This window comes from Vibrio nigripulchritudo ATCC 27043, assembly GCF_000222685.1.
GTDB lineage: Bacteria > Pseudomonadota > Gammaproteobacteria > Enterobacterales > Vibrionaceae > Vibrio > Vibrio nigripulchritudo.
The window spans coordinates 1-23,310 of sequence record NZ_AFWJ01000263.1; the positions used below are offsets into that span (position 1 = coordinate 1).

18 protein-coding genes and 1 pseudogene are annotated in these 23,310 nt (G+C 46.8%); 11 read left to right on the plus strand and 8 right to left on the minus strand.

The window, feature by feature from the left end:
- Positions 1–73: 73 nt before the first annotated feature.
- The 8 genes from tssK to tssB are packed head-to-tail and all read right to left on the minus strand — an operon-like array spanning position 74 to position 8,657.
- Positions 74–1,408 (minus strand): type VI secretion system baseplate subunit TssK, encoded by a 1,335-nt coding sequence (tssK, locus tag RH89_RS17560; RefSeq protein ID WP_004404970.1) that lies wholly within the window; start codon positions 1,406–1,408, stop codon positions 74–76.
- 3 nt (positions 1,409–1,411) lie between these two features.
- Positions 1,412–1,882, minus strand: coding sequence for a type VI secretion system lipoprotein TssJ (tssJ, locus tag RH89_RS17565; RefSeq protein ID WP_038123881.1), 471 nt, complete (start codon positions 1,880–1,882; stop codon positions 1,412–1,414).
- A gap of 2 nt (positions 1,883–1,884) precedes the next feature.
- Positions 1,885–3,429 (minus strand): type VI secretion system-associated FHA domain protein TagH, encoded by a 1,545-nt coding sequence (gene tagH, locus RH89_RS17570; protein ID WP_004404972.1) that lies wholly within the window; start codon positions 3,427–3,429, stop codon positions 1,885–1,887.
- A 6-nt stretch (positions 3,430–3,435) separates the two neighbouring features.
- On the minus strand, positions 3,436–4,422 hold the full coding sequence (gene tssG, locus RH89_RS17575; RefSeq protein WP_004404978.1) for a type VI secretion system baseplate subunit TssG: 987 nt from the start codon (positions 4,420–4,422) through the stop codon (positions 3,436–3,438).
- Positions 4,419–6,182 (minus strand): type VI secretion system baseplate subunit TssF, encoded by a 1,764-nt coding sequence (gene tssF / locus RH89_RS17580; protein WP_004404981.1) that lies wholly within the window; start codon positions 6,180–6,182, stop codon positions 4,419–4,421. Before tssF ends, tssG begins: the two co-directional genes overlap by 4 nt.
- Positions 6,182–6,622: a type VI secretion system baseplate subunit TssE gene (gene tssE, locus RH89_RS17585; RefSeq protein ID WP_004404983.1), complete on the minus strand. Its 441-nt coding sequence runs from the start codon at positions 6,620–6,622 to the stop codon at positions 6,182–6,184. The genes tssF and tssE overlap by 1 nt, the downstream gene beginning before the upstream one ends.
- A complete protein-coding gene (gene tssC, locus RH89_RS17590) occupies positions 6,622–8,100 on the minus strand; it encodes a type VI secretion system contractile sheath large subunit (RefSeq protein ID WP_004404985.1) in 1,479 nt (492 codons plus the stop codon). The genes tssE and tssC overlap by 1 nt, the downstream gene beginning before the upstream one ends.
- 35 nt (positions 8,101–8,135) lie before the next feature.
- Entirely contained in the window at positions 8,136–8,657 is a 522-nt protein-coding gene (tssB, locus tag RH89_RS17595; protein WP_004404986.1) for a type VI secretion system contractile sheath small subunit, read from the minus strand.
- Between the two features lie 1,157 nt (positions 8,658–9,814).
- On the opposite strand from tssB, the gene RH89_RS17600 reads away from it, so the two are divergent.
- The 11 genes and pseudogenes from RH89_RS17600 to RH89_RS17640 all read left to right on the plus strand — a co-directional run bounded on the left by RH89_RS17600 (position 9,815) and on the right by RH89_RS17640 (position 23,248).
- Entirely contained in the window at positions 9,815–10,333 is a 519-nt protein-coding gene (locus RH89_RS17600; RefSeq protein ID WP_004404988.1) for an Hcp family type VI secretion system effector, read from the plus strand.
- Between the two features lie 171 nt (positions 10,334–10,504).
- A complete protein-coding gene (locus tag RH89_RS17605; protein WP_004404990.1) occupies positions 10,505–12,553 on the plus strand; it encodes a type VI secretion system Vgr family protein in 2,049 nt (682 codons plus the stop codon).
- Positions 12,553–12,882 (plus strand): annotated as a pseudogene (locus RH89_RS30740) (PAAR domain-containing protein); the annotation flags it as partial. The gene RH89_RS17605 and the pseudogene RH89_RS30740, both read left to right, overlap by 1 nt.
- A gap of 123 nt (positions 12,883–13,005) precedes the next feature.
- Positions 13,006–14,094 carry a Tle-like phospholipase domain-containing protein gene (locus tag RH89_RS17610; RefSeq protein ID WP_483050722.1) on the plus strand — a complete coding sequence of 363 codons (1,089 nt, stop codon included), beginning with the start codon at positions 13,006–13,008 and terminating at the stop codon, positions 14,092–14,094.
- A complete protein-coding gene (locus tag RH89_RS17615; RefSeq protein ID WP_004404995.1) occupies positions 14,094–15,008 on the plus strand; it encodes an ankyrin repeat domain-containing protein in 915 nt (304 codons plus the stop codon). Before RH89_RS17610 ends, RH89_RS17615 begins: the two co-directional genes overlap by 1 nt.
- Before the next feature lie 62 nt (positions 15,009–15,070).
- A complete protein-coding gene (locus RH89_RS17620) occupies positions 15,071–16,057 on the plus strand; it encodes a DUF4123 domain-containing protein (protein WP_004404997.1) in 987 nt (328 codons plus the stop codon).
- Positions 16,050–16,988 carry a DUF4123 domain-containing protein gene (locus RH89_RS17625; RefSeq protein ID WP_004404999.1) on the plus strand — a complete coding sequence of 313 codons (939 nt, stop codon included), beginning with the start codon at positions 16,050–16,052 and terminating at the stop codon, positions 16,986–16,988. The genes RH89_RS17620 and RH89_RS17625 overlap by 8 nt, the downstream gene beginning before the upstream one ends.
- Positions 16,985–17,683, plus strand: coding sequence for a prealbumin-like fold domain-containing protein (locus RH89_RS28800; RefSeq protein WP_050811558.1), 699 nt, complete (start codon positions 16,985–16,987; stop codon positions 17,681–17,683). The genes RH89_RS17625 and RH89_RS28800 overlap by 4 nt, the downstream gene beginning before the upstream one ends.
- Positions 17,661–21,857, plus strand: a complete 4,197-nt coding sequence (locus RH89_RS17630) for an RHS repeat-associated core domain-containing protein (RefSeq protein ID WP_050811559.1) — start codon at positions 17,661–17,663, stop codon at positions 21,855–21,857. The genes RH89_RS28800 and RH89_RS17630 overlap by 23 nt, the downstream gene beginning before the upstream one ends.
- Before the next feature lie 7 nt (positions 21,858–21,864).
- A complete protein-coding gene (locus RH89_RS17635) occupies positions 21,865–22,557 on the plus strand; it encodes a hypothetical protein (RefSeq protein ID WP_038146590.1) in 693 nt (230 codons plus the stop codon).
- 238 nt (positions 22,558–22,795) lie between these two features.
- On the plus strand, positions 22,796–23,248 hold the full coding sequence (locus RH89_RS17640) for an SMI1/KNR4 family protein (RefSeq protein WP_004405004.1): 453 nt from the start codon (positions 22,796–22,798) through the stop codon (positions 23,246–23,248).
- Positions 23,249–23,310: the final 62 nt, after the last annotated feature.

The window sequence follows — 23,310 nt, forward strand, 5'->3', positions numbered from 1 at the left end:
TCGATGCTTTTCACCTGATCAAACAGCAGCTCGTCGTAGCGGTCTTTATTGAATTCTTCAGTGACGATCATGATTAGCTCCTAATTGCCCAGAATTGCAGATCCAGTTCGTCGAACTCGCCCGCTACGTGGAAGGCAAAGCCACTGGCGTTTTGCAGCATGCGCCATGCTTCGCTGGTTTTGTCTAGCTGGTAGTAGGTGTAACCCGCGTGGTAAGGCAATTGCCTTGGTGCCACAGGAAGCGGGTTGACGGGAATACCCGGCAATTGAAGAGAGATAAGCTCGCGGATTTTTTCCACCGACGCCACTTTGGTTTGCTGCACAAACAGACGACGAAGATCTTCCAAAGGCATACGCGCACGCACTGCCAGAATGAAATCCGCCGATTCCAGTAAACTTTGGTCTTGGATTGGAGCAACCATAAGCCCGAAGCGACGTTTCTGTAGCTGGATGGACACGGCACGCGGTTCGAGCACAATGCTGAGTGACTGGCGCAATTTCACCATAAGAGACTGGAAAGACTCAGTCGGCATTTCGTGTTGGTACACGGTAAATTGCGGAGGCATTCGGCTTTCATCGGTGAAGGTCGCCAGCTCGCCGCAAATGGCGGTCAGCGATTCGTACAAACGCTCGGGATGCAAGCTACGCAGGGAAGACAAATGTTGCAGTTGTGGTTGAAGTCGGTTCAGCGATTGCAGCAACATAAAGTCTGACACATCAGCTACCCCGCCCTGACTTGGCGAGCCAATGCGCTGGGCGATGTTCTTGGCACGCTCACGCATCAGACCCGACATTTCACTGATGAATCGGTGCAAATGCGGAATGCCGACTACGTTGAAATGGCAAGGGACAAAATCCGGATCCAGCATGACGCTGCCATCGGGTCTTTTTTCCAGAATTCGGGCAATGGCGATGGAAGCAAATGCGCTGCGATCCTGCTTTTCTAACATCAGGCGAGGCTGTACAGGTGAAACGTCCAATACCGTGCTGTCGCCTTGTGGTGTATGAACGTCACGCACTTCTTGTTTGCGCGCGGTGTAGCGACCTGTGCCTTGAGAATCCGGGAAGCTGATTTCGGCTAATGAATCACTGCGAAGCGGAAGCGCCAGATACACGATCTGGTTTGCCAGTGAATCGTCGGCAATCTCCAACGCTTCGGGCATCAAATCTTCTTGTGGAATTTTGAATACCGTGCCGTCTGGCATTACGCCCACTGCGCGTTCAATCGCAATGCGACCAAAGCTTAAGTATTCTGGGTTCAGAGACAGTTCTGATACACCAAACAGATATTGGCTTGCTGACGCCACTCGCTCATCCAGCGCATATTCCATGTAGCGTTGTTGCTGCTGAAAATGCTGTGGCTTGATGAATAATCCTTCGCTCCACACGACTCTATTTCGAGAATACATACTCTATTCCACCTTCTCTAACTTGATGTCGTAATCTTTAAAAAGCATCAGCAAGTGGTACTTGCGACCCAAATTGATGATCTTCACTGCCTTTTTCCATTCACTCAGTTCTGGCTCGGCAAACTTCGCCAGCACCCCTATGTACCGGGTGTCTTCGTCCACTGAAATGTCGTCCACGTATTTGAACTGTCCGGGAGTTAGCACGTAGTCGTACACCTGTATGTAATTGCTTTTCAGCACTTTCTTGTGGTCTTCATTGATCTGGTCAAAATCGGCTGACATAAACATGGAATCGTCCACCAACTCGAAGACCTGAACCTCAACAGGGGAAGACTCGCCGAATACGTTCGGGTTTACGCCCTCATCTGCCACCATGCTGAATGACACTACGGTCGGCAGTTCTTTCACGTTTTCGCTGGAACTGCACCCCGCTAACAACACAACGCCCAACAATATGGACAGCACTTGTCTCACGATCACGACTCCATCTGCTTCTCACGTAGCAAGCGGTCGTACGCTTGGTCGAATACTTCCCAGAAGAGTTTTTCAAAGCCTTGTTGGCGATCCGACGTCAGCTCTTTGTAGTAGCTTTGGTACATTTCCCATGCCCATGCATCCGAGTTTTGTTCTGGCGTCTGGTAAGAACGGCGGTAGTTCTGGAAACGGCGCATCAAGACTTCTGGAGAAAAGGCGCGAACGATTTGTCCCAGAGCCAGAGTGGTCGCCATTTGCACCACATCGTTGTGATCTTTGAGGTTTTTCAGGCTTTCAGAAATCGCCGATGGCGCGGAAAGGTGAACGGCACCCGGATTGGTGTTGAACAGGGTTTTTACCGTGTCTTCATAAGACATACCCAAGCGAAGTGGGTTGTCTTCTATCGGCTGTAGATTCTTGTTGATCACGCCATAGCGGCTGTCGTCCACATGCTGGTGCAAATCCAGCAGACCTTTTACCGCTGCCTGAAGCGCAGCCCCGATTTCCTCTGAGGTCATTTGCACGTCACCAGACTGGTGAGACGGTGCAACGGACACGCCCAAACCACGGAACAAAGGACCCGATAACAGGTGGTTGTTGTCATCGCCAAGCGGCATTTCTGCCTTAAACTGTTCGTTTTGGGCGATTTCTTCTTCTAATAAATCCAGGGTTTTATCGTCCATCATGTAGCCCTCTGTTCTGAACTCGTTTTGTGCACCTGCGTTTCCCGCAACATGCGATTCAATGGGTTGATTAGCCTGCTGACTGGTTTCAACTGACTGTGAATGGGTTTGCGCTTCACTGCTCTCGGTTACCATTTCTGGCTCGGATAGAAGAGCGTCGGGTTCTGACTTGGAAAAAAACGAAAATGGATTGAAGCGGCTCCGTTTTTTCAGTTTGATGGCAGACGAAATTTCGTATTCGCTGTCTGCCTGTAAGGTTGGTTTTTCGCGACTTTCCAGTTCTTCATCCGCCAAAAGGTGATTGGTTTCGATCTGTTCTGGCGAAAGTTTTTCTTCCTCTTCCGCATACAGTTGCTTGTGTTCCTGAGCGCTTTCTCCCCCTTCCAGAACATCAAGCGGATCGACGTATTCAACGTCATCTCGCAACGCGACCAATCTTTCTGATTCCGGATCGCCTTTGACTAAAGCGGCGTCTTCGGTAAATAGCTGATCGAGTGATTGGTTGTGAGAGTTCATCGCAGCGCGACTGGTGCCGCTCACTACCATCAATTCGTACACGCCCACTTTTAGGGAATCTTTGGTGGTGATTTGCGCCATCTTCCCTTTGCCGACAGGCATGGTTGCCCCGTTCACATAGGTGTGACCAGAAAGATCGCGTACGCAGAAATGGTTGTCGTACACCAAAACTTCGCAATGGCTGCCCTGCACATCTCGGCGCTGATCCTGCAAAATCCAGTGCGAACTTGGGCTGGAACCAATCACACCGCCTTCCTCTGTGAACTCACAGGAAGGCGTTAAACCGGGCTCCAGCTCCTTGGTATTCGACACCATCAAGTTCAAACGTTTGTTCTGTTCCACTTCCATCCGCCTCTACTGCCTGACCTGAATGGTGACACTCTGTTTGGTGTCTCCTTCACCTAAAAAGGTGGACCAGCCAAGAGGCATATCAATGCGATGATCCAGTACCATGGCAGATACTGCGCCTTCCTCTAGCTGCAATTCCAGGTCGTACGCCATTTGCTCTCGCAGAACGAATTCCACAACTTTGCAAAGTGGCAGGTAATCTTTTCCTGTTGGTAGAAAGTCGCGAAACCTCTTCTGGCTCAGTCCTTTCAATACCAAAGTGAATTTGCCGTTACACTCGGTCACGCGTTCACCGACGACAGTGTTTTCCCCCAAACTCATGTTTGCTAAACCCAGCTCCATCTGCTGGTTTTTGCGAATATCGACTTTTCTTTTCACCCACTGACGAATCTCGACATCTTCAATATCGAAACAGTGAGCAATGATCCCCGACACCACCTGCGGTGAACGGCTTCGCCCTGCCAACATGCCGGCGTAAGAAAGCATCTTGCACCAGTTGATGGGCGTTTCGCCGCGAAGATCAGGGTCGGCTAACCCCACCAATGCGAAAAGCTGAGCGGAAAAGTCATCGCTCGCGCCTTCCTGAAACCGAATGTAATAGCGGTACTTTCGCCAAATCCGATACACCAGAGTGATCATTCGGTTGTTAAAGAAATCGAGAAACGGTCCGCGTAAGCCGAACTCGCCTTCTGTTAACACCTGCTCCAGCAGATATCCGGGAAGCGGCGACTGCGATCCTGTTAACCCAAGAAAGGTGGTTTCCAGCTCCATTCTGTCGTCGTGTTTGGTATCGAGCGACGACACATCTGACGTTGAGAACCCTAAACTTGGGTTCGACTTAAACACGAACTGACACTGGCGCTCCCAATCTTCGTCCTCGGGATCCATGTCATTCAGTTGCAGCAGCAACTCCACCAACTGATAGAAGTTGAAGCTTTTGACATCCAGCTCTGCCAACTCGTCCTGAATCGGCTCAAGGTTGGTTGATCTCATATCAGTGGCTGCATTCCATGCTGGTTACCCCAGCTGTATTCCTCTCGACTCTCGGCGTTGACCACTACTAACTCGTGGAACGAGTTGATACTGGCGTATAACGCAAAGAACTGGCTGAGTACGGTGCCAAACAGGTACAAATCTCCTTCCGAACCAAACGCATTCGGGTCCATGGTGATTCGCGATAACAACCCTCGAACAGGCATGCCTTTGATTAGCTTGTCCAGTGGTTCAGATTCAATCGATACAATGCCATCCATACGCTGACGAGAGATGCGCGCCGCCTGCTGATCCACAAGTGAGCGGAAATCGTAAGCGCGAAGCACAGAGCAAAGCGCGTTCTTGTCCAGCAGCGACAAGTAGTTCAGCGACAAATTGGAGATCAGCGTCCACAGCAAACTGCCGTCTAGTACCGGGCGCAGGGTTTGCGTTGGGATGGTGATGTTTTCAAAATCAGCAAATGGGGGCGATGTGTCCGTGCTGACGCAAATGTCTCCGACAGCCAGTTCTGCTGGCAGTTGTCGGTTGGTGCACGTCAGTTCAAGCGTGACGGCTTCGTCGAGCAGGTAACCTGTAGTTTCGTCACCGCGGACAAACGAAATATGATGATCAAAGCCGTCTTTGCGGATGCTGTCTTTCACTCGAACGCGGTAGTACAGCGCCAACCTCTGGCGAGCCAGTTCTATCTCGTGCTGGAAGCTTTCAAATGGGGTGTATACGCGGCGCTGACCGCGGACTCTTCCGTCCGAGGTTTCCTGCCACCCTTCCACGTGATCGACGCTGAATATTTCATAGTGCCTTGGGTAACGACTGGAGGGTGCAATTCGGTATTCTGTTCGTTTGCCTGTTAAATCAATCGGGTCCGCATCATGGCGAAACAGATTGACTATTGGTGTGGCATACAGAATGAAGCTCTCATCCGACACCAAAGTGCTGTCCGGCAAGGTCTGCGTAAAGTGGAAACGAAGGGTGAACTTGCCCGTTACATGATCGGGAATATAACGCCCAATGTGTTTCAAATCGAAGAAGTGGAACGATTCCGGAAACGCGAGGTATTCCTGAAAAATCCGATAACCCTGATACACATTCTTCGGATACGGCAGTAAACCGTCGTTATCAAACCCGACAACATCAAACACGTCAGTCGGCACTTTTACACTGCCACCGTCGTATTCCACTTCAATCGAATCTAGATAGTGTCCCAGCCACAAGTAAAGGTTTTGTGCGCTGTAAGTATCGCCGCCCAGATAAAAACGGAGTGAATCCAGCTCCACTGAGCCTATCGATTCGTCTTTGTTCAGCATCGACATTTCCAGAGACACTTTACTGGCGTCTTTGGTGTGAATCGCCGAGATTCGGTCGCAAACAATCGGGTAGATTTCTACATCACGACAAGTGCGAAACTGGCAAGGCGTATCGAAGACGGGCACCGAATCGACCTTGGTCTGCTTTTTGATGACCTGACGAGTACTGAAATTACCTTTCGGGCTGAATCTGAGAATGCTCATGCTGGGAATAGGACGAAGGTAATTCGGCCACAGCATGTTGATGATCGAGTGGGTTAACTCGGGAAATTCATCTTCGACTTTCTCTCTCAGCTTACCGGTTAAAAAGGCGAAGCCTTCCAACAGGCGCTCGACGTCCGGATCGGTATTCCGACCATTCAAGAAGCGAGAAAGTTGAGGATGAATCTCGGTAAACTGTTTTCCTTGGTCTTTTAAAAACGCCAGCTCATCTCGGAAATATTTGTCTTGTGCCACTAGGTTACTACTCGGTATTTTCTATTATTATCAAGGAGTAAATTGATCTTTACCCTTTCATGAATCGCTGATGTATCTATGGTCGCTGCCACACTGAATCGTAAGTTCAGGGGCTCTCTTTCATCCTGAATGACCATCACGTCGACTTCTTTTAGCCGAGGCTCAAACTCCTCCAGGCAGCGTTTTATCGACAGTTTCACGCGGATAGACAGATCCAGCATCGCCATCGTGGCATCGTTAAAATCCACCAGCCCAAGATTCGGAGAGCTTAGTGACTCTCCGATTCGGGTATTCAGAATGTTGGACACATTCCGTTTGATGGATCGCAGTACCTCGGCAGAGTCCGGGCCTTTTGAAAGTGAAATGGGTTTAGCGTCAGCCTCTAAACGCTCGAAGAGGCTGACACCGTACACACTTTCTTCAGGTGCGATATATCCCATCAGGCTTGATCCAGACGACCAACCAGAGACAGTTCAAAGTTCGCACCCATGTACTTGAAGTGAGGACGAACCGATAGCGACACCTGATACCAGCCTGGCTCGCCTTCCACGTCATGCACTTCGATAGCGGCTGCACGAAGTGGACGACGGCTGCGCACGTCTGCCGGTGGGTTTTCCTGATCCGCCACGTATTGCTTGATCCAACCGTTTAGCTCACGCTCCAGATCCTGACGCTCTTTCCAGGCACCAATCTGTTCGCGCTGCAGCACTTTGATGTAGTGCGCAAGACGGTTGATGATCATCATGTAAGGCAGCTGAGTACCCAACTTGTAGTTGGTTTCGGCTTCTTTGCCTTCTTTGGTGTTCGGGAAAATCTTTGGTTTCTGAATTGAGTTCGCAGAAAAGAACGCGGCGTTGTCGCTGCCCTTACGCATGGTCAGAGCAATGAAGCCTTCTTCTGCCAGTTCGAACTCTTTGCGGTCTGTGACCAGTACTTCCGTTGGGATCTTGGATTGCAATGCACCCATGGATTCGTACACATGAACAGGAAGATCTTCCACCGCACCACCGCTTTGAGGACCGATGATGTTCGGACACCAGCGGTATTTCGCGAAGCTGTCTGTCAGGCGAGTAGCAAATGCAAACGCGGTGTTACCCCATAGGTAGCTTTCGTGAGAATCACTGACGTTCTCCTCATAAGAGAAGGACTTCACAGGGTTTTCTGTTGGATCGTATGGCACACGAAGTAAGAAGCGAGGCGCTGTCAGACCCAGGTAGCGCGCATCTTCAGATTCACGAAGTGAACGCCACTTGGTGTATTTAGGTCCTTCAAACGTAGACTTAACGTCTTTCAGATTCGGCAGCTCTTCAAACGAATCGATGCCAAAGAACTCGGGACCGACACTGGAAATAAATGGTGCGTGCGCCATTGCGCCAAGCGAGCCCATGTATTGCAGCAGTTTCATGTCTGGCGTAGATGGGGTGAACGCGTAGTTACCGATGATAACGCCGGTTGGCTCACCACCAAACTGGCCATAACCGGATGAGTAAACGTGTTTGTAAAGACCCGATTGAGTGGTCTCTGGAGCGAACTCAAAGTCGTCCAGAAGCTCTTCTTTGGTTACGTGTAACACGTCAACTTTGTTGTTTTCGTTGAAATCGGTGCGGTCGATCATCAACTTAAGACCGCGCCAAGATGACTCCAGATTCTGGAAACCGTCATCGTGAAGAATTTCATCAACCTGAGCACCAATTTTTTTGTCCAGTTCCACCAGCATTTGGTCAACCAAAGCCTTGTTAACGGGTTCTTCAGTGCGGTTTGAACCTACGAGATTCTCGATGAAAGCAGCAACACCTTTTTTGGCGATGTCGTAGGCTTCTTCGTTTGGTGCAATACGGGTTTGCGCCATGATTTCATCAAGTAAATTTGCTGGCTGCTGCTCTATTGTTCTTTCTACAGCGACTTCATTTGTTGTCATCGGAATTATCCTTTCGTTCCTGTTTTTCACGCTGGTTATTCATTTCCCTGATCAGAGGTTTCGCTCTCATCACTTGCCACAAGATCCAGTTCCGCTAGCAGCTTTTCACGTGATTCATCTGAAGACAGGAGCTCTTGAAGACGAGAACGGAATGCTGGCACGTTGCCTAATGGACCTTTCAGCGCCAGTAGTGCTTCGCGAAGTTCGATCAGTTTGCTTAGTTCAGGAACCTGTTTGACGATGGAGTCTGGAGTGAAGTCTGCAAGAGACTCAAATGACAATTCGACAGGTAAATCAGCGTCGTCTTCATCAACTAACTTGTTTGAAACTGAGGTAGACAGCGTCAGCTGGCTCTCTTTCATTACAGATTCAAAGTTATTCTTGTCGATGCTGACAGGTTTACGTTCCTCTAAAGGGGCTTCTTCTGGATGCCCTTTAAAGTCCCCAACCACTAAAGTTTTCAACGGCAATTCCACTTCTGCCTGAGCATCGCCCGTTGCAGGAATGTACTTGATATTGATTCTTTCTTTCGGGGCAACACTGCCTTCTTTGGACATATTACGGTCTCCTTCGTTTGTCCCAATTTTTCTAGGGTCTTAAACCCATACAATGTTGAATTTATTGCGAACAAACTTCCGCCTCGAAATTGGAATTCACCACTGCTTTCGCAATTCCAAAAACAAGTTGAATGGCAATAAACAAACACAGATTCGCCCTGCTAACCAGAGCAAAATTCTTTATATACTTTGTAATGAGCTTCTATTTAGGAGAGTCAAGAATGACAGGATGACGTATAAACAAGGTATGAGAAAGCGCGTACATCTTCTGTACGATAAATCCATATACACCATTAAAGCCTAATTAGAACCAATTTTTAAATATCAGTCTAGAAATTCACCAGCCAAAGCGAAAAATTATTTAATTCTCATTTTTAAGATTATTTTCATTATGATTTTGCGATCAGTTCTTTTATTTATCTTCCGATTCAGCTCAATCAATTTGTGTGTTTAACCTACTATATCAAGATAAAGTAAAACCGTTACAACCATCACAAAAACAAGATGATAAACATCTCAATTAAAAGACAGACACTACCGTAAGTGACTAAATTACAATCATTAATCATCAAACTTAAATGTATAGATCAAATGCAACAAACCACTATAAAAATTCTTGCTATTCAACAGTTAACCACATTTTTCAACGGTAAAAGTTTGATATGAAATTCCTGATGACATTTATCATTGTTACTTGATCTAATATATTTTGCCAACAGAAAGTTTTCTTTCATTTATCATTCATGCATTCACAATAGTCTGTATTAATCAAGGTATTTATAAAATCAAAACTGAGACAATCACGCAAACACAAGCAATTACTAAAATATTAATTATTGTATTAACCTCACAATTACTAATTAAATGGTAATTCGGTGAAATTTATTATCACGTGACTTTGATCCAGGCATTTATTCGCTGTTCGAGCAATAAATTGCCCAGACAAAAGCAATTAATTGCTTGGTCATATATCGCAATAAACATAACCCTATGATTTTAGAGTTATTTATTATTTGGCACGGCAATTGCCTTATTAGACTCGTCGATTGACAACTGAAAAAAGCGAATAAACGCTTACATCTATTTGTTATTAATATGTTGCTTAAAACGGGGTTGTTGCCAAATTAGGAGCTGCCCAAGTCAAAAGAGGATTGAATATGCCAACTCCATGTTATATCTCCATCGAAGGTGAAACGCAGGGGCTAATTACCGCAGGTGCATTGTCTACAGATTCTATCGGTGATGCATTCGTTGAAGGTCATGAAGACCAAATGCTGGTTCAGCAGTTTGACCACAACGTGACAGTACCTACAGACCCTCAATCTGGGCAGCCTTCAGGTCAGCGTGTGCACAAGCCGTTCAAATTTACGGTGGCACTGAACAAAGCTGTTCCGTTGTTGTACAACGCATTGGCGTCTGGCGAGAAAATGAAATCTGTTGAGTTGAAGTGGTACCGCACATCGATTGAAGGTAAACAAGAGAACTTCTTCACAACCTCTCTTGAGAGCGCTTCTATCGTTGATATCCACTGTGAGATGCCACACTGTCAGGATCCAACAAACGCCGACTTCACGCAAAACGTTACCGTTTCTCTGTCTTACCGCAAGATCAACTGGGATCACGTGAACGCTGGTACTTCAGGTTCAGACGACTGGCGTAAACCTGTCGAAGCATAATCAGGTATATGATCAGTATCACGCTTCGCCAGTGCTTGCTCCCCCTTGTACTGGCGTGCTCCCCAAGATACTGGTCATCTGCAATGACGCAAAGTCACGAATTGTGACTTTGCGTTTTCACTACCAACTCAACGCTTTGGCGCGGATTAGATTGCAAAACGGAATGAATGCATGGGCACCTTAAATTTTACCCTAGATGTTGACGGGTTGGCTCCAGATACCCTTATCGTTCGAGAGTATGAGGGACAAGAGTCGCTATCTGATTACAATCATTGCCATGGATTCAAATACCAGATTGAGCTGGCTAGTCGCCAGACTGATATTTCTCCAGATCAAATCGTAGATAAAAGCGCCTGGTTAACCATCATTCAAAACGGGGAAGTGACGCAAATTGTACACGGCATCGTCAGAGCCTTTTTTAAAGGAGATACGGGTCGACAGCACACGTTTTATTCTCTTACTTTAGTGCCAGCTATTGAACGATTATCGCTGCGCCAGAATAGCCGGATTTTTCAGAACCAGAATGTGCCCGATATTTTGTCGGTGTTGTTTCAGGAAATGGGCATCAACGATTATGCCTTTTCCCTAAAACGATCCTGCCAGCCAAGGGAGTTTTGTGTTCAGTATCGCGAGACTGACCTTGAATTTATGCACCGTCTGGCGGCTGAAGAAGGGTTGGTTTATCGAATTACTCATGAAGTAGGAAAGCACACCATCGTATTCAGTGATGACAACCAAACCTACGATGAGTTACCTCTGCCTGTTACTTACAATGCATTGGCAGGGGGGCAGATAGATACTCCTTATGTCTTCGGCTTAAATGAAAGAATTCGTTCAGACGTCACCAACGTTACCTTTCAAGAATACAGTTTTAAGAAGCCCACCTATTCCTTCAAACAAGAACAGCTTGGTAAGGACATGGCGTACCAGCGTGATGGATACGAACATTACGATGCGCCAACGCGCTACAAAGATGACGAAAGCGGTCAGGCGTTCAGTAAATATCGCCTGGAATACCTTCGCCGTGAATCTCATATTGCGCATGGACAAAGTAATCACGCTGGTTTGCAAGCCGGGGTTAAATTCACGCTTACCGATCACCTTGACCCGAAATGTAATCGCGCCTGGATCATAATAAATGCCGTTCACTCAGGTACTCAGCCTCAGGCGCTTGAAGAGGAAGGGGGAAGCGGAGCAACTACCTACAGTAACCAGTTTACTGTGATTCCGGCGCAAACTCAGTGGAGAGCCAAGCCTCTGCCTAAGCCACAGGTAGACGGTCCGATGATCGCTATGGTTGTGGGTCCTGCTGGCGAAGAGATTTTCTGCGACGAACACGGTCGCGTAAAAGTTCACTTCCCTTGGGATCGCGAATCTTCACAAGATGAACACAGCTCGTGTTGGGTACGGGTTTCCCAAGGCTGGGCAGGTGGACAATATGGCATGATCGCCATTCCACGCATCGGACATGAAGTGATTGTTTCTTTCTTAAATGGTGACCCTGACCAGCCGATCATTACAGGGCGCACTTATCACGCCACCAACGTAACGCCTTATATTTTGCCGAGCCATAAGACTCGGACGGTACTCAAAACCCAAACGCATTTGGGCGAAGGTTTTAACGAGCTTAGATTTGAAGATGAAGCGTCTCGCGAGCAGATCTATGTTCACGCTCAAAAAGACAAAGATGTCGTGATAAACAACATCAGTCGCGAATCGATTGGTCTCGATTTTCACCAAAAAATCGGTCAGCACTTCTTCCAGATGGTGACAGAAAATACGCATCGTTTGGTGGGTAAGAACGTAACCGAAGAGTTTGGTCAGGATCACCACTACAAAGTCGGTCGTAACTTAGTTCAGCGAGTCATTGGCGCAGTGAACCGCTTTATCTCTGGCGGTATGGTCACCAAAATTGAAGGGGGCAGCGTCACATCGATGTCTGCGTCTGAAGAAAAAGAGATCGGCGCCAACCAACGTATCGCGGTGAACAATGAAAGTTATCTGAATGCCACTAACATCGTGTTGGAAGCCAAACAGGAACTGACCATCAAAGGTCCGGGAGGTTTTGTCAAAATCGATGGCGGTGGGATCACCATTTCAGGAAATGTGGTCAAGATTAACGAAGGTGGCTCACCAGGAAGCGGCACCGCACCAAAAGCCGTTGAGCCACAACCACCTGCGAAACCGCAAGAGCCGGACGATCCGGACAGGAGAACCTAATGCCAGCAGCAGCTCGACTTGGAGACAGCTGTGCCGGACACGGCTGTTTTCCCGCCACACCGATTATTGCAGGCAGTGGCGATGTGTTCATCAACGGTAAACCTGCTGCCAGACAGGGCGATACGGTATTGCTGCACGCCTGCCCTTGCCCCAAGATGCCTCATGGTATTCATGGCCGAAGCATTTCGGCAGGCTCTTCTACCGTTTCCATAAATGGAAAGCCGGCTTCTCGAGTAGGCGATGCGATTGGATGTGGTGGATCCGTTGCCGCAGGTTCTGGTGACGTATTCATTGGGGATACCCCCTACTCCTCACCCGCACACAAATGTGCGGAAGGCGCGGCTGCAAGCAAGTCACCGTTTTTAAAGATAACGCCTTTGGCGGAGCCGCTGGGCAGTGGCTGGGCGAGCTCTATCTTTACACCAGAATTCTACAAATCTGCATTGCAGAAAATGGCAGTGCAAGCTGACATCGCACTATTGAACAAAGCCATGGAGCTGCAAGAAATGAGTTCTCTGGCACAGTCCATTATTACGGCAGTCGACAACGGTGCAGACAAACAAGAAATGCTAGATGTGCTAGAAACCAACACCACAAAAGCACAGCGAAGAAAAGCGCGAGAAGAAATTACAGAGCGGGCAAAATCGACTAACCCAGAAGCCGCAGATCGATTCGCTATGGATATGGATGCCGCTGAGAAGGCCATGTTATCTGACCACGTTTACACAGTTGGCAAACCAGACGACAAACTAGACGAGCGGCGCTTACAGCTAAGAAAGGACTTTGAAGGCGACTCTGGATGGTCTGAAGCATCACCTGCAGAACTCAAAAATTTAGGTCTACGGAAAAAAGATCTGACGATTAAAGACAGTAACTTTCAGGCACAAGTATATATGCCCGACAAAAACGTCTTTGGTCCTAGCGCCAAGCCCGTAGTGGTGTTCAGAGGAACAGAAATGCCCAAACTGGACGATTGGAAAAACAATTCTGCCCAGGGGAGAGACAAAGAGTCTGCATATTATCGCAGGGCAGTTGATATCGGCAAAGCGGTCAAGAAACAAGGCTTACCTGTTGAAATATCCGGACATTCACTTGGCGGTGGCATGGGTAGTGCCGCTTGTAAGGCAAGTGGAATGTCTTGTGTCACTTTTAACGCAGCTGGTTTGCATAGCAATACAGTAGAAAGATATGGCGTCCCCAAAGCCAAACAAGGTCCAGATACGTTGATTAAAGGGTATCGAACGGAAGGCGATATTTTGACATACGTTCAAGAAGAGAACTTTATATTAAAGCACGTTATGCCCGATGCAGTTCGCGATAAATCGCTAGATACAACATTGCCAAAAACCAAGTCTCTGACCCCTCAAGCTATAGGAGCAGCAACGTTAGCGGGTGTTGCCTCCCCCATATACTCTCCCATGGCATATGGAGCGGTGAAAGCCAAAGAAAAGGTCGATATGCACGGAATGGATCAGGTGCGGCTTGCTCTAGAAGAGCGTAAAGTGAACGACTTACACACACTAACTAAGAGTGGAGCTTAATGAAAAAGTGGGGATGGCTTCTGATTGCAGGGCTGCTTGCTTTATCTATGGCAGCAAAAGGAGATTTGATGAATATTTTTGGCAGCAAACCTTATGCCGACGCCTTTTTTGAAGGGGATATGCTGAACATTGCAAAGGCGATAAAGAAAAAAGACGGTGAAGTTATCACCAAATTAGGGAAAGCGATTGAAGATATCGATGCCCCAGGAAAACACGGGATGACGCTGCTTGGCTTTGCAGTGAATGATGAAAACCCCGTAGCCATTAAAGCATTGATGGCATTAGGTGCAGATCCGTCTATTGAGCTGCCGGAACTAGGCAGCGTCGCTTATCACGCCATGTGGCGAAAAAGTGACGAGCCCTTAGAAGCTCTTCTTGAAAGTGGTATGGACCCTAACCTGCGTGATGAAGAAGATACTTTGATTTTCAACACCCCCTTGCTTGAAGAAAGTGATGCCATGAAGCTTTTGGTTGAATACGGTGCTGATGTGAATGCTCGCGACTCGTTAGGAAATACGCCTGTATTGCATTTGGTTTCGACTGCCTTTGATGAGGTTCTGTATTTATTGGATCATGGTGCAGATGCCGATGTTATGACAGATAGCGGCGTTTCATTAGCCTACAGCGTACAGCTTGATCTTGAAGATATGGATCAATCCACCGAAGCCTACCAAAAGATGCTCAAAATCCAGCAGAAACTTGTTGAAAAGGGTGTGAAATTTCCTGCTCTTACGCCTTTCGGTGAACGCTTTCGCAATAACATTGTATTTTGCCAAGAGCCACACGGTTATATGCCGAAAGCCGAATGCAAAGTGGAAGGTGTGAATGAATACCTAAGGGAACAAACCGAGCAAGAAAAACGCCTGGATGAAAAGATCCTTAAAGAACGTTTTGGTATAGAGCACCGCTTTTAGCGCTGCAAGACCAAAGTTTCCGAAACATGAAGATCTGACGAATACAGATCGGGATAGTACTTATGATGCCAGAATCTTCCAACGACGAGATAGAAACTAAAAGCGTATCGCTGTTCGATATTATGTCGAATACGACTGGCACTCTTTATTTACTTGTCGACAAACAGCTGTTTCCTAAATTGGATGAGTTCTGGAATGCTTTTTCTGGTCGTCACGATGCTCGATCTATCCCTCTTTACCGAGATACCGAATACCACCAACTTCTTGAGTTCTCCCCATTACTCATTGAGATAGAAAACGGCAACCCCGGAGAAACGCTTTTCCATTGGTTGCTTGAGCAGGGTGACGCGTTTCTTCGCTTTGGCTTGGTTGGCGTTTATCCGGGCTCACTGAATGACATCCAGGCACATTGGGCTAAGTGGCTAACCTGCATTTACCCATATGGGGATCAGGCTATCTTGCGTTTCTATGACTTTTCAGTGCTTCAAAAATTGTGGCGAGTCTTTACGTCAAATCAGCAATCAGCTTTTAGCGGCCAGCACGATTCTTTGTATGCACCGCACTCTCCAGAGAAAACCCAGGCATTGGTCAAAATATCTGATCAAGCTTGGTTAAACGAACAGCAGATAGAATCACAAAAAGCATTCACCCAACTAACACTGACACAAACTCAGTACGACGCTCTCTTTTACGAAAAACGTGTGAATGCTTTAGCTTGCAAACTTCACGAAGAACTCGCTCCTAGATACGGTTGGCTTTTACCCTACGTCAATGTGAGGGAAAGATTTTGGGAAGGTCTCTCTATCGCCATTGAGAAATTCCCCGACGAGTCTTCACTTGCTCACGAAACCTACGCTATGTATCGGTTTTATTTAAGTAGCCATTTTGATGATCACCCTGATTTTCAAAAACTTCTGCGTCAGTACCCTCTTCGCGAGTCAATCAAACACTTTTATGAACGATTGCGACGAGAACCTGATTTACTGAATGAATATAAACAAGAAGGCTGGTTAGGCATCGAAGGTTGTGCGGAGTTAAGCAATGACTGATTCCCACCCCCTTATCTTTGACAGAGTTCCGCTTGCCCAATGGCAGGAAAACGCTCAAGACAAACCAATATTTGTGCTGGCTGAATCCGTCATCAACCCTCAGGTCAGAACATTGGCAGACAAAGCGCTTAATGAAAGCCCTTCTGAAAACCAAGAGAACTGCCTGTATTGGGGGGAAATGGGTAGGGTTCATGCCTCCATTTCACCCTACTTGTTGAAATTGGATAGCTGGGAAGATTTCGAAGAGACGATCGCCTTCCAGCCTAATTGGGGGATTATCCTCACCCTGAGTGAAGATAAAGCAAAATACGAAAACCCGTTATTTTATCTCTTAAATCATATTCGTGAGTGGACGTTTATTGAACCGCCAAAAGACAGCGGAGATCAGGGTCCAATGCTTCTGCGCCTTTCCGACTGGGATATCTTACAAGTGTTACTGAATGCCAGCAACGACGTAGAGCTCACCTCTCTGTTTGGTCCAATAGAAGCCTTCGCTTACTGGCACAAAGATCAAGATGACGTTCAGCAAATTAGGTTGAAAGCCAAAGCGCAACAAACACTCGCACACCGCTCACCGCAGCTTATTAGTGAAAATCAAAACTCAGCTCTCAGAGCGTTTGCACATCGCCACCAGCATAAGAAATACGCGGATCATTTAAAGAAACATCACGACGAAGTAAAAAACTGGAGCGATGAAGACCTCTCCGCTTTTTTGCTTCGCAATATCGATACCGCTAACCAACTCAAGTTCAATACAGAAAAAGATGTCGTTCGCTATTTGAGCTTAGCCACGGTATTTGGTGAGCAATTTGTTGAAACCCCATGGGCAAAACAACAACTTAAAAAACCTGCGGCGATTGGTACCCAGTCCCGCATGGATATGCTGTATCAACGAGCTTTAGAAGAACTGGATAAGGAGCCGAAAGGATGAGTCAGGACAGAAAAACACAGCTTATGAGCAGCGCAGAAGCTGCCGAGCAGAATTTCTCGACCGACAACGTGCTTTCTGGCGGCTGTGTCGAGTGTGGTTGCGAGGTGTTCATTCGCTATCACTACGACGACGAAAAGCCAGTGCCTAATGCTCCTTTTATTCTGAAAGACAGCAATGGCACTGATATCGAGGGCACAACCGACGATAAAGGGCTTTGCAAGATTGAAAACATGGGCTGTGGTGGATTCGAGTTATTGCTTGATGAAGGCAGCGATGAATTCAGCCCAGAGGAAGCGATCGCGAACAACCCTTCTCTTCAACACAACCCGATTCATGCCGCGATTGCGGGAGAATACTTCTCGCTTTACAGCATTCTGAGTCGAGAAAAAATCCTAACTTATGACAAGGATGACAGCTCTGATGCATTTATCGATATTGATGACGAAGGCTGGTTTGGTACCTGGAGTGTGGAAGACAAATACGACCCGGCGTATCGGCGTTTTTGGGAGCTAAATGAAAAGATAAACGAAGGTCCCAGAGATCTTCGTGTTGCGGTCAAAAACATTCATACCAGCCTGGCTGCAGAAGTCGCGGGTCAGTCTCAGGACAATTCTGCGATCCTTCTTTTTTTGCCAGATTGCTCTTGGGTTTGTACCTGTTGTCGGGCAAGCCATGGACTTGTACGACCTGGGTGATTGGGGTTGGAAAACCTACGAGGGTAAAGATCTCGATACCTGGCACTGGGCTTCTGGCGCTTTGATTGGTATCGGCTTTGTTCCTGGCTTAGGGGATGCAGTGAAAAAAACCGGTAATGCGGTCATTGATGCACTACGTAAATCCGATTCAGCGGCTATCCAACTCGCCATCAAAACCATTCGAAGTTTGTCCAACGGAAACGTGGTCAGGTACTTGTCTGACTTTGGCTCGAAGCTGAAAGAGTACGGCAAGAAAGCGGTCGATTTGATCGACAAGATCATCGCTGGTCTTGTTCAGGCTCTCAAAGACGGCGCATCATGGATCATCAGGCTAATGAAAGACGCCTTTCAAGGCATGATTAATGCCATGAAAAAGCTGTCTGAAAAGGTGGCTGACATGATTGCCTGGCTCACCAATAAAGTAAAAGAGTTTATTGGGAAAGTCGTGACGCGCGTGACTGGTACGGCGAAGAAGAAAGGGTCGGCTAAAAATCCTGAAAATACCAATGCGGGAACGAACCGAGACGGTAACAACGGGCAAGGTAACAGCGATAAAAGCAGTGACGCCAATGGCAAACAGAGTTGTAACTCGGACGGTCCTTGCGTCGATGATCCGATCAGTACCGCGACAGGTAAGGTCATTGAACAAAGGGACGATTTTGCCCTACCCGGCTTTTTACCCATCACGCACAGCCGTTACTATCACTCGGTTGGGCGTATGGAAGTCGGATTGCTCGGCTCTGCGTGGCGAAGCTCTTGGGATACCTCCCTCACCCTAGAAGAAGGGATTGTGACCTTTGTCGACCAAGACTACAGCGTGGGCATTTTCCCTACACCAACTGACGAGAAACCAACTCAATCTGAACTCAAGCCAGAGTGGCGACTCTATCGCACCAATGAGGAATTCGTTCTTCAAAACAAAGACCGGCAACGCCTGCACTTTGCTCATGCTATCGGTAACCAAATACGTTTGACCAAAATGTCGGACAGCTACGGCAATCAAACTCACTTCTTGTATGAAATGGGGACATTGAAGTGGGTAGTACTGTCGGATCAAAAGTTGATTCAGGTACACACTCGAAACCGCCGTATCCAGAAACTCGACTTATTGGAAGAAGACAAACAACTCATCCAAACCTTAGCCACCTATCGATACGATAAACGTGGTCGATTGCTTTCCGTCCGAGCCAGTGAAGGTCGGAACTTCGACTATCAATACTCTGATGAAGGCTGGCTGACCCGTTGGGATGATCTTTCCAATACTTGGGTAGAACACGACTACGACGAAAAAGGACGCGCCACGAAAACTCGCTGTTCAGGTGGTTATTGGGAAGGGCAACTCCACTACGATGACGACAATAACATCACATCGCACAAAAGTGCGTTTGGTGGGATCTCCCAGTACTTCAAAGACGATAAAAACCGCATCATTGCGATTGTCGATCCAGAAGGCAACCGAACCGAGCAAGAGTGGAATTTTGATAACCTGACGGCAATCACCGACCCTTTAGGTCAGCGCACCGAATACGAATACGACGACTGGGGTAACGTCACTCAGGTCACCGAGCCTAATGGGCAGGTTCATACCTATTCCTACGATGAAAACGGACAGCTGCTGAGCTACTCAGACCCACTGGCGAGTACGTGGCATTACGCTTATAACTCGGCAGGCTCTCTGGTGTCGGTGCAAGATCCAGACTCCCGTGAATGGCGACATGAATACAACGCGCTAGGTCAGCGGACACTGACAACTTTGCCCGTTGGTTCAGAAACACGCTATGGCTATAACCCTCAGGGGATGCTGGAACGGGTTTCCCCCGACAAAGGAGTTGGATTTACCTTTTACTACGACAAACAATGTCGATTGGTGAAACGCACAAGTGATGAGCAACTTACCCGGCGTTGGTACTACAAAGGCAACAGCCAATCTCCTTACCAGGTTGAGTATGAAGACGGGTCGAAAACCCAATTTGAATACGACATTGAAGGCAACATCACCGCCATTACGGATGCCCTTGGCAACGTCTCTCGCTATGAATATGGCGCATTCGATAAATTGGCGTCTGCCACTGACCCTCTGGGTGCTACTACCCACTACCATTACAACGTGGAAACCGAATTTGCGGGTGTGACCAACAGTAAGGGACACCAATGGCGATACGAGTTTGATGCCCTAGGGCGAGTGAAAACCGAGCGTCATTACGACGGGCGCAAACACCATTTCGGCTACGATGCCGCCGGTCGAATTGTTTCTCAAACCAAACCCAATGACCATGTGCTGCAATACGACTACAACGAAGGCGGTCAGCTTGCCGAGATACAAACGCTCGACCACGAAGGCAATGCCACGAGTAAAACATGGTTTGAGTACGATGAGGCATCTCGCCTTCTTAGCGCAGAGAATGGCGACGCTTGGGTGGGGTTTGAATACAACGCTTCCGGACAGGTCATTAAAGAAACGTTGAATGGGCAAACCCTGACACACCGCTACGACAGTGCGGGCATTCGAGAATCGTTAGAAGGGGCAAACACACCGTTAGAGTTGCTATGGCAGAAAGGGCAACTCCAACAATTAGGCATTGGCAGCCATCAACCTCTGAATTTCAGCCACAACAATGCGGGCTTTGAAACCTTAAGAGACAACCAGAACGGATTCAGGCTACACCATCAGTGGGGCAAAACGGGCTTACTGGAACATCAGCAGCTAGGCTTTTTGAACGAGCAAACCGCCGACCTTGCCGCGCAGCCCAGAGACCGATATTTACTGCGTAAGTATCAATACGACGCCCTCGACCGCCTGGTCGGCATCGATGAATCTTACTTCGGTAAAACCGACCTTCGCTTGAATCCGAATGGACAAATCAGCGAAGTGCGGCAAACCAAATCCTGGAAAGATAAGGCGACTCAGGTTCAGCTTTTCGGCTACGACAGCGAGCTCAACCTCAACCAGCAAAGCACTCTACCGTTAGCCGACAACGTGATTGACCTCGCCCAAAAGCGCGAAGAGAAGAACACGCATCAATACGACCGTGCGGGCAGGGTTGAGAAAAAAGGTCCTTACACCTATCGCTACGATGAATGCGGTCGGGTTATAGAGAAAATCGAGCAGCAGAATGGATACAGAGCGAAAAGCACCAAGTTCATCTGGAACGCCTTTGATCAGTTAATTAGAGTCGAGCTGCCCAACCAAGAACGTTGGCGTTACCGTTATGATCCTTTTGGAAGGCGAATCTCAAAAGAGTGCGAGCAAAGCCAAACCGAAAAAGCTAACCTGAATTACCTGTGGGATGGCGACAACCTGATTCAGCAGCAGAAAGTATGTGCGGACGGCACGGCGCTCAGCACCATTGAATGGGTGTATGAACCCGATAGTTTCCGACCCCTGGCGCAAATCAATACGGATAACCTGCTTGGCACGTCGGCACTCAGTTATGTGGTGACCGATCACGCTGGTACGCCTCGTGAGCTGTGCAGCGAGCAAGGCGACATCATCTGGCGGGGGCAGCATGAAATTTGGGGCGGCTATAAGCAGCAACACCAACAAGGCTTGTTAAAGAAATACGCCAGTGATGCGGCTAACGACCCAATTGAATGTGACTTGCGTTACCAAGGGCAGATTTACGACCGGGAAACAGGGCTTTACTACAACCGGCACCGCTACTACGATGCAGACAGCGGTCAGTATTTAAGCTCAGACCCTATCGGTTTTGCTGGTGGTTTAAGACCACAAGCGTATGTAAACAATCCGATGGATTGGGTGGATCCGCTGGGGTTGGCTAAATGTCCATCTGTTGGTACCAAATCCGAAGCAACCATTAACTCAGGTAAAGACGCTTCATCTGAAGGAGGAGTCTACAAATTTACCGATACAAGTGGTAACGAGTATACTGGTTCTACTAATAATTTTGGTAATCGTATGAACCAGCATATTGGTGACAGTAGGCTAGAACCAGGGTCAAAAGTTGAGTTTACCCCCATACACACGCCAGGAAGGACAGATAAAGGAGCCCGAAGAATTAGACGTTTCTACGAACAACAAAACATCGGCTTTGATAGCAACGGAGTACCACTTCCAAACAAATCATCTGGATTTAGAGCTGTGTCACCAGAGAAATGGAAAAAGTATACCGGAAGCGATGGATTACCTGATTTCAATAACCCATATTTTAACTAAGCAAACAATGAACATTTCAACTTTTAAAAATTATATCGAATCCGCGCCTGAAGGTGTAGCAGACTGGAAAACATGGGAAAGCTCATTACCAACTTTTGCTTCTTTAGCCCCTGTACTTGAGTTTATTAACGAAGTTCAGTGGTCTAAAGACAATTGGAAAGCAATAAGAGCTTTCATACGTAAGGGGTATCTAGAGCAAAATTTACCTTCAGAATCAATTGAAAACAATGATCACGTAAATATATTCAACTCCAAAATAGACAATATTGAGATATTTAAATCAAAATCTTTAAGCTTATCAATTGTTCGCTCTTTAGAATCTGTTAATTTGCTTTCTGAGTCTATCGAGGCGTTAAGTATATCTCACGCTAGTAAGCTTTCCAAAATCACTGGAAATATCGAAAATTTAAAATTTCTATCTTTAAATAAATGTCCTAAATTAAATATAGACTCGATTATGCATTCTCTTGAAGATATTAAAATCTTAGATATGAGTAGTAATAAGCAGTTACTAAATATTGAAGCGTTACATGGAAACAGTAGTATATTGGCACTATACCTAAGTGATACCAATGTAATTAAGCATGAAAAAACAATAGATACGCTAACATCAATGCGTAATTTAGAGAGAGTATGGATAAAAGCCAATAAGAGGCAACTTGACGAGCTGAGAGAAGCGCTACCAAATATAGTAAATTGAGTTTAAGCTATGGCTTAAGCTATTAGTAATAGTCGTATATTTTTTATAGATAATTCGTATAAAGTACGATGAATTTAGTTCTTGCTAGGTTTGACTTTTCATGGAGACTAAAGTTTAGCTAATAATATCGTAAAGAAGGGAGACAGGCACCTATATATCACTAAATTAGAACATCAATATAATAGATTTAGAAAGAATTACTAGAAAGCGAGAAATTTAGATTTTTTGTGAGGTAATAATGAAAACAATCGCTGAGTTGGTTAATCATTTAAATAGTAATGCTGATGACGAAGTGTTTTGGTTGGGACAGGCGAGTGATGAACAACTCCATCTCTTAGAGTCGGAGTTGGGAGCTGTACTCCCTGAATCATTAAAGAGATTTTTTCGCTTAGTTGGTGGAGGGGGCACTGTAGCAGAAGAGATATCTGGGATCATTTCTGATGATGCATTAACAGACTCTCATGGTGGCATGCTGTTTGATACACTTTATTGCAGAAAAGAGTTTGGATTGCCTGACTATTTTGCAGTTATATATTTCAGGGAAGATGAAGTCTGTTGGTGTATAAACTTATTATCGGAAGAATTTGGTAAGATCGTTAGTTATAATCTGTTCAAGCAGGAAACATATAAAACAATGTATGATTCTTTTGAACTTTTCTTAGAAGAATATGTGGAACTTAGAACAGAATAAAGAACGATACAGTCGAGTATAGACTGCATAATATCTGATTTTGGGTTATTGACAATGCTAGG

Coding starts and splice junctions, on each gene's coding strand:
- RH89_RS17610 (WP_483050722.1), top strand. CDS start 13,006: ATGGCAGTGCAAGCTGACATCGCACTATTGAACAAAGCCATGGAGCTG.
- RH89_RS17620 (WP_004404997.1), top strand. CDS start 15,071: ATGATGCCAGAATCTTCCAACGACGAGATAGAAACTAAAAGCGTATCG.
- tssK (WP_004404970.1), bottom strand. CDS start 1,408: ATGTATTCTCGAAATAGAGTCGTGTGGAGCGAAGGATTATTCATCAAG.
- RH89_RS17635 (WP_038146590.1), top strand. CDS start 21,865: ATGAACATTTCAACTTTTAAAAATTATATCGAATCCGCGCCTGAAGGT.
- RH89_RS17615 (WP_004404995.1), top strand. CDS start 14,094: ATGAAAAAGTGGGGATGGCTTCTGATTGCAGGGCTGCTTGCTTTATCT.
- RH89_RS17600 (WP_004404988.1), top strand. CDS start 9,815: ATGCCAACTCCATGTTATATCTCCATCGAAGGTGAAACGCAGGGGCTA.
- RH89_RS17625 (WP_004404999.1), top strand. CDS start 16,050: ATGACTGATTCCCACCCCCTTATCTTTGACAGAGTTCCGCTTGCCCAA.
- RH89_RS28800 (WP_050811558.1), top strand. CDS start 16,985: ATGAGTCAGGACAGAAAAACACAGCTTATGAGCAGCGCAGAAGCTGCC.
- tssC (WP_004404985.1), bottom strand. CDS start 8,100: ATGACAACAAATGAAGTCGCTGTAGAAAGAACAATAGAGCAGCAGCCA.
- RH89_RS17640 (WP_004405004.1), top strand. CDS start 22,796: ATGAAAACAATCGCTGAGTTGGTTAATCATTTAAATAGTAATGCTGAT.
- RH89_RS17630 (WP_050811559.1), top strand. CDS start 17,661: ATGGACTTGTACGACCTGGGTGATTGGGGTTGGAAAACCTACGAGGGT.
- tssE (WP_004404983.1), bottom strand. CDS start 6,622: ATGGGATATATCGCACCTGAAGAAAGTGTGTACGGTGTCAGCCTCTTC.
- RH89_RS17605 (WP_004404990.1), top strand. CDS start 10,505: ATGGGCACCTTAAATTTTACCCTAGATGTTGACGGGTTGGCTCCAGAT.
- tagH (WP_004404972.1), bottom strand. CDS start 3,429: ATGGAAGTGGAACAGAACAAACGTTTGAACTTGATGGTGTCGAATACC.
- tssB (WP_004404986.1), bottom strand. CDS start 8,657: ATGTCCAAAGAAGGCAGTGTTGCCCCGAAAGAAAGAATCAATATCAAG.
- tssG (WP_004404978.1), bottom strand. CDS start 4,422: ATGAGATCAACCAACCTTGAGCCGATTCAGGACGAGTTGGCAGAGCTG.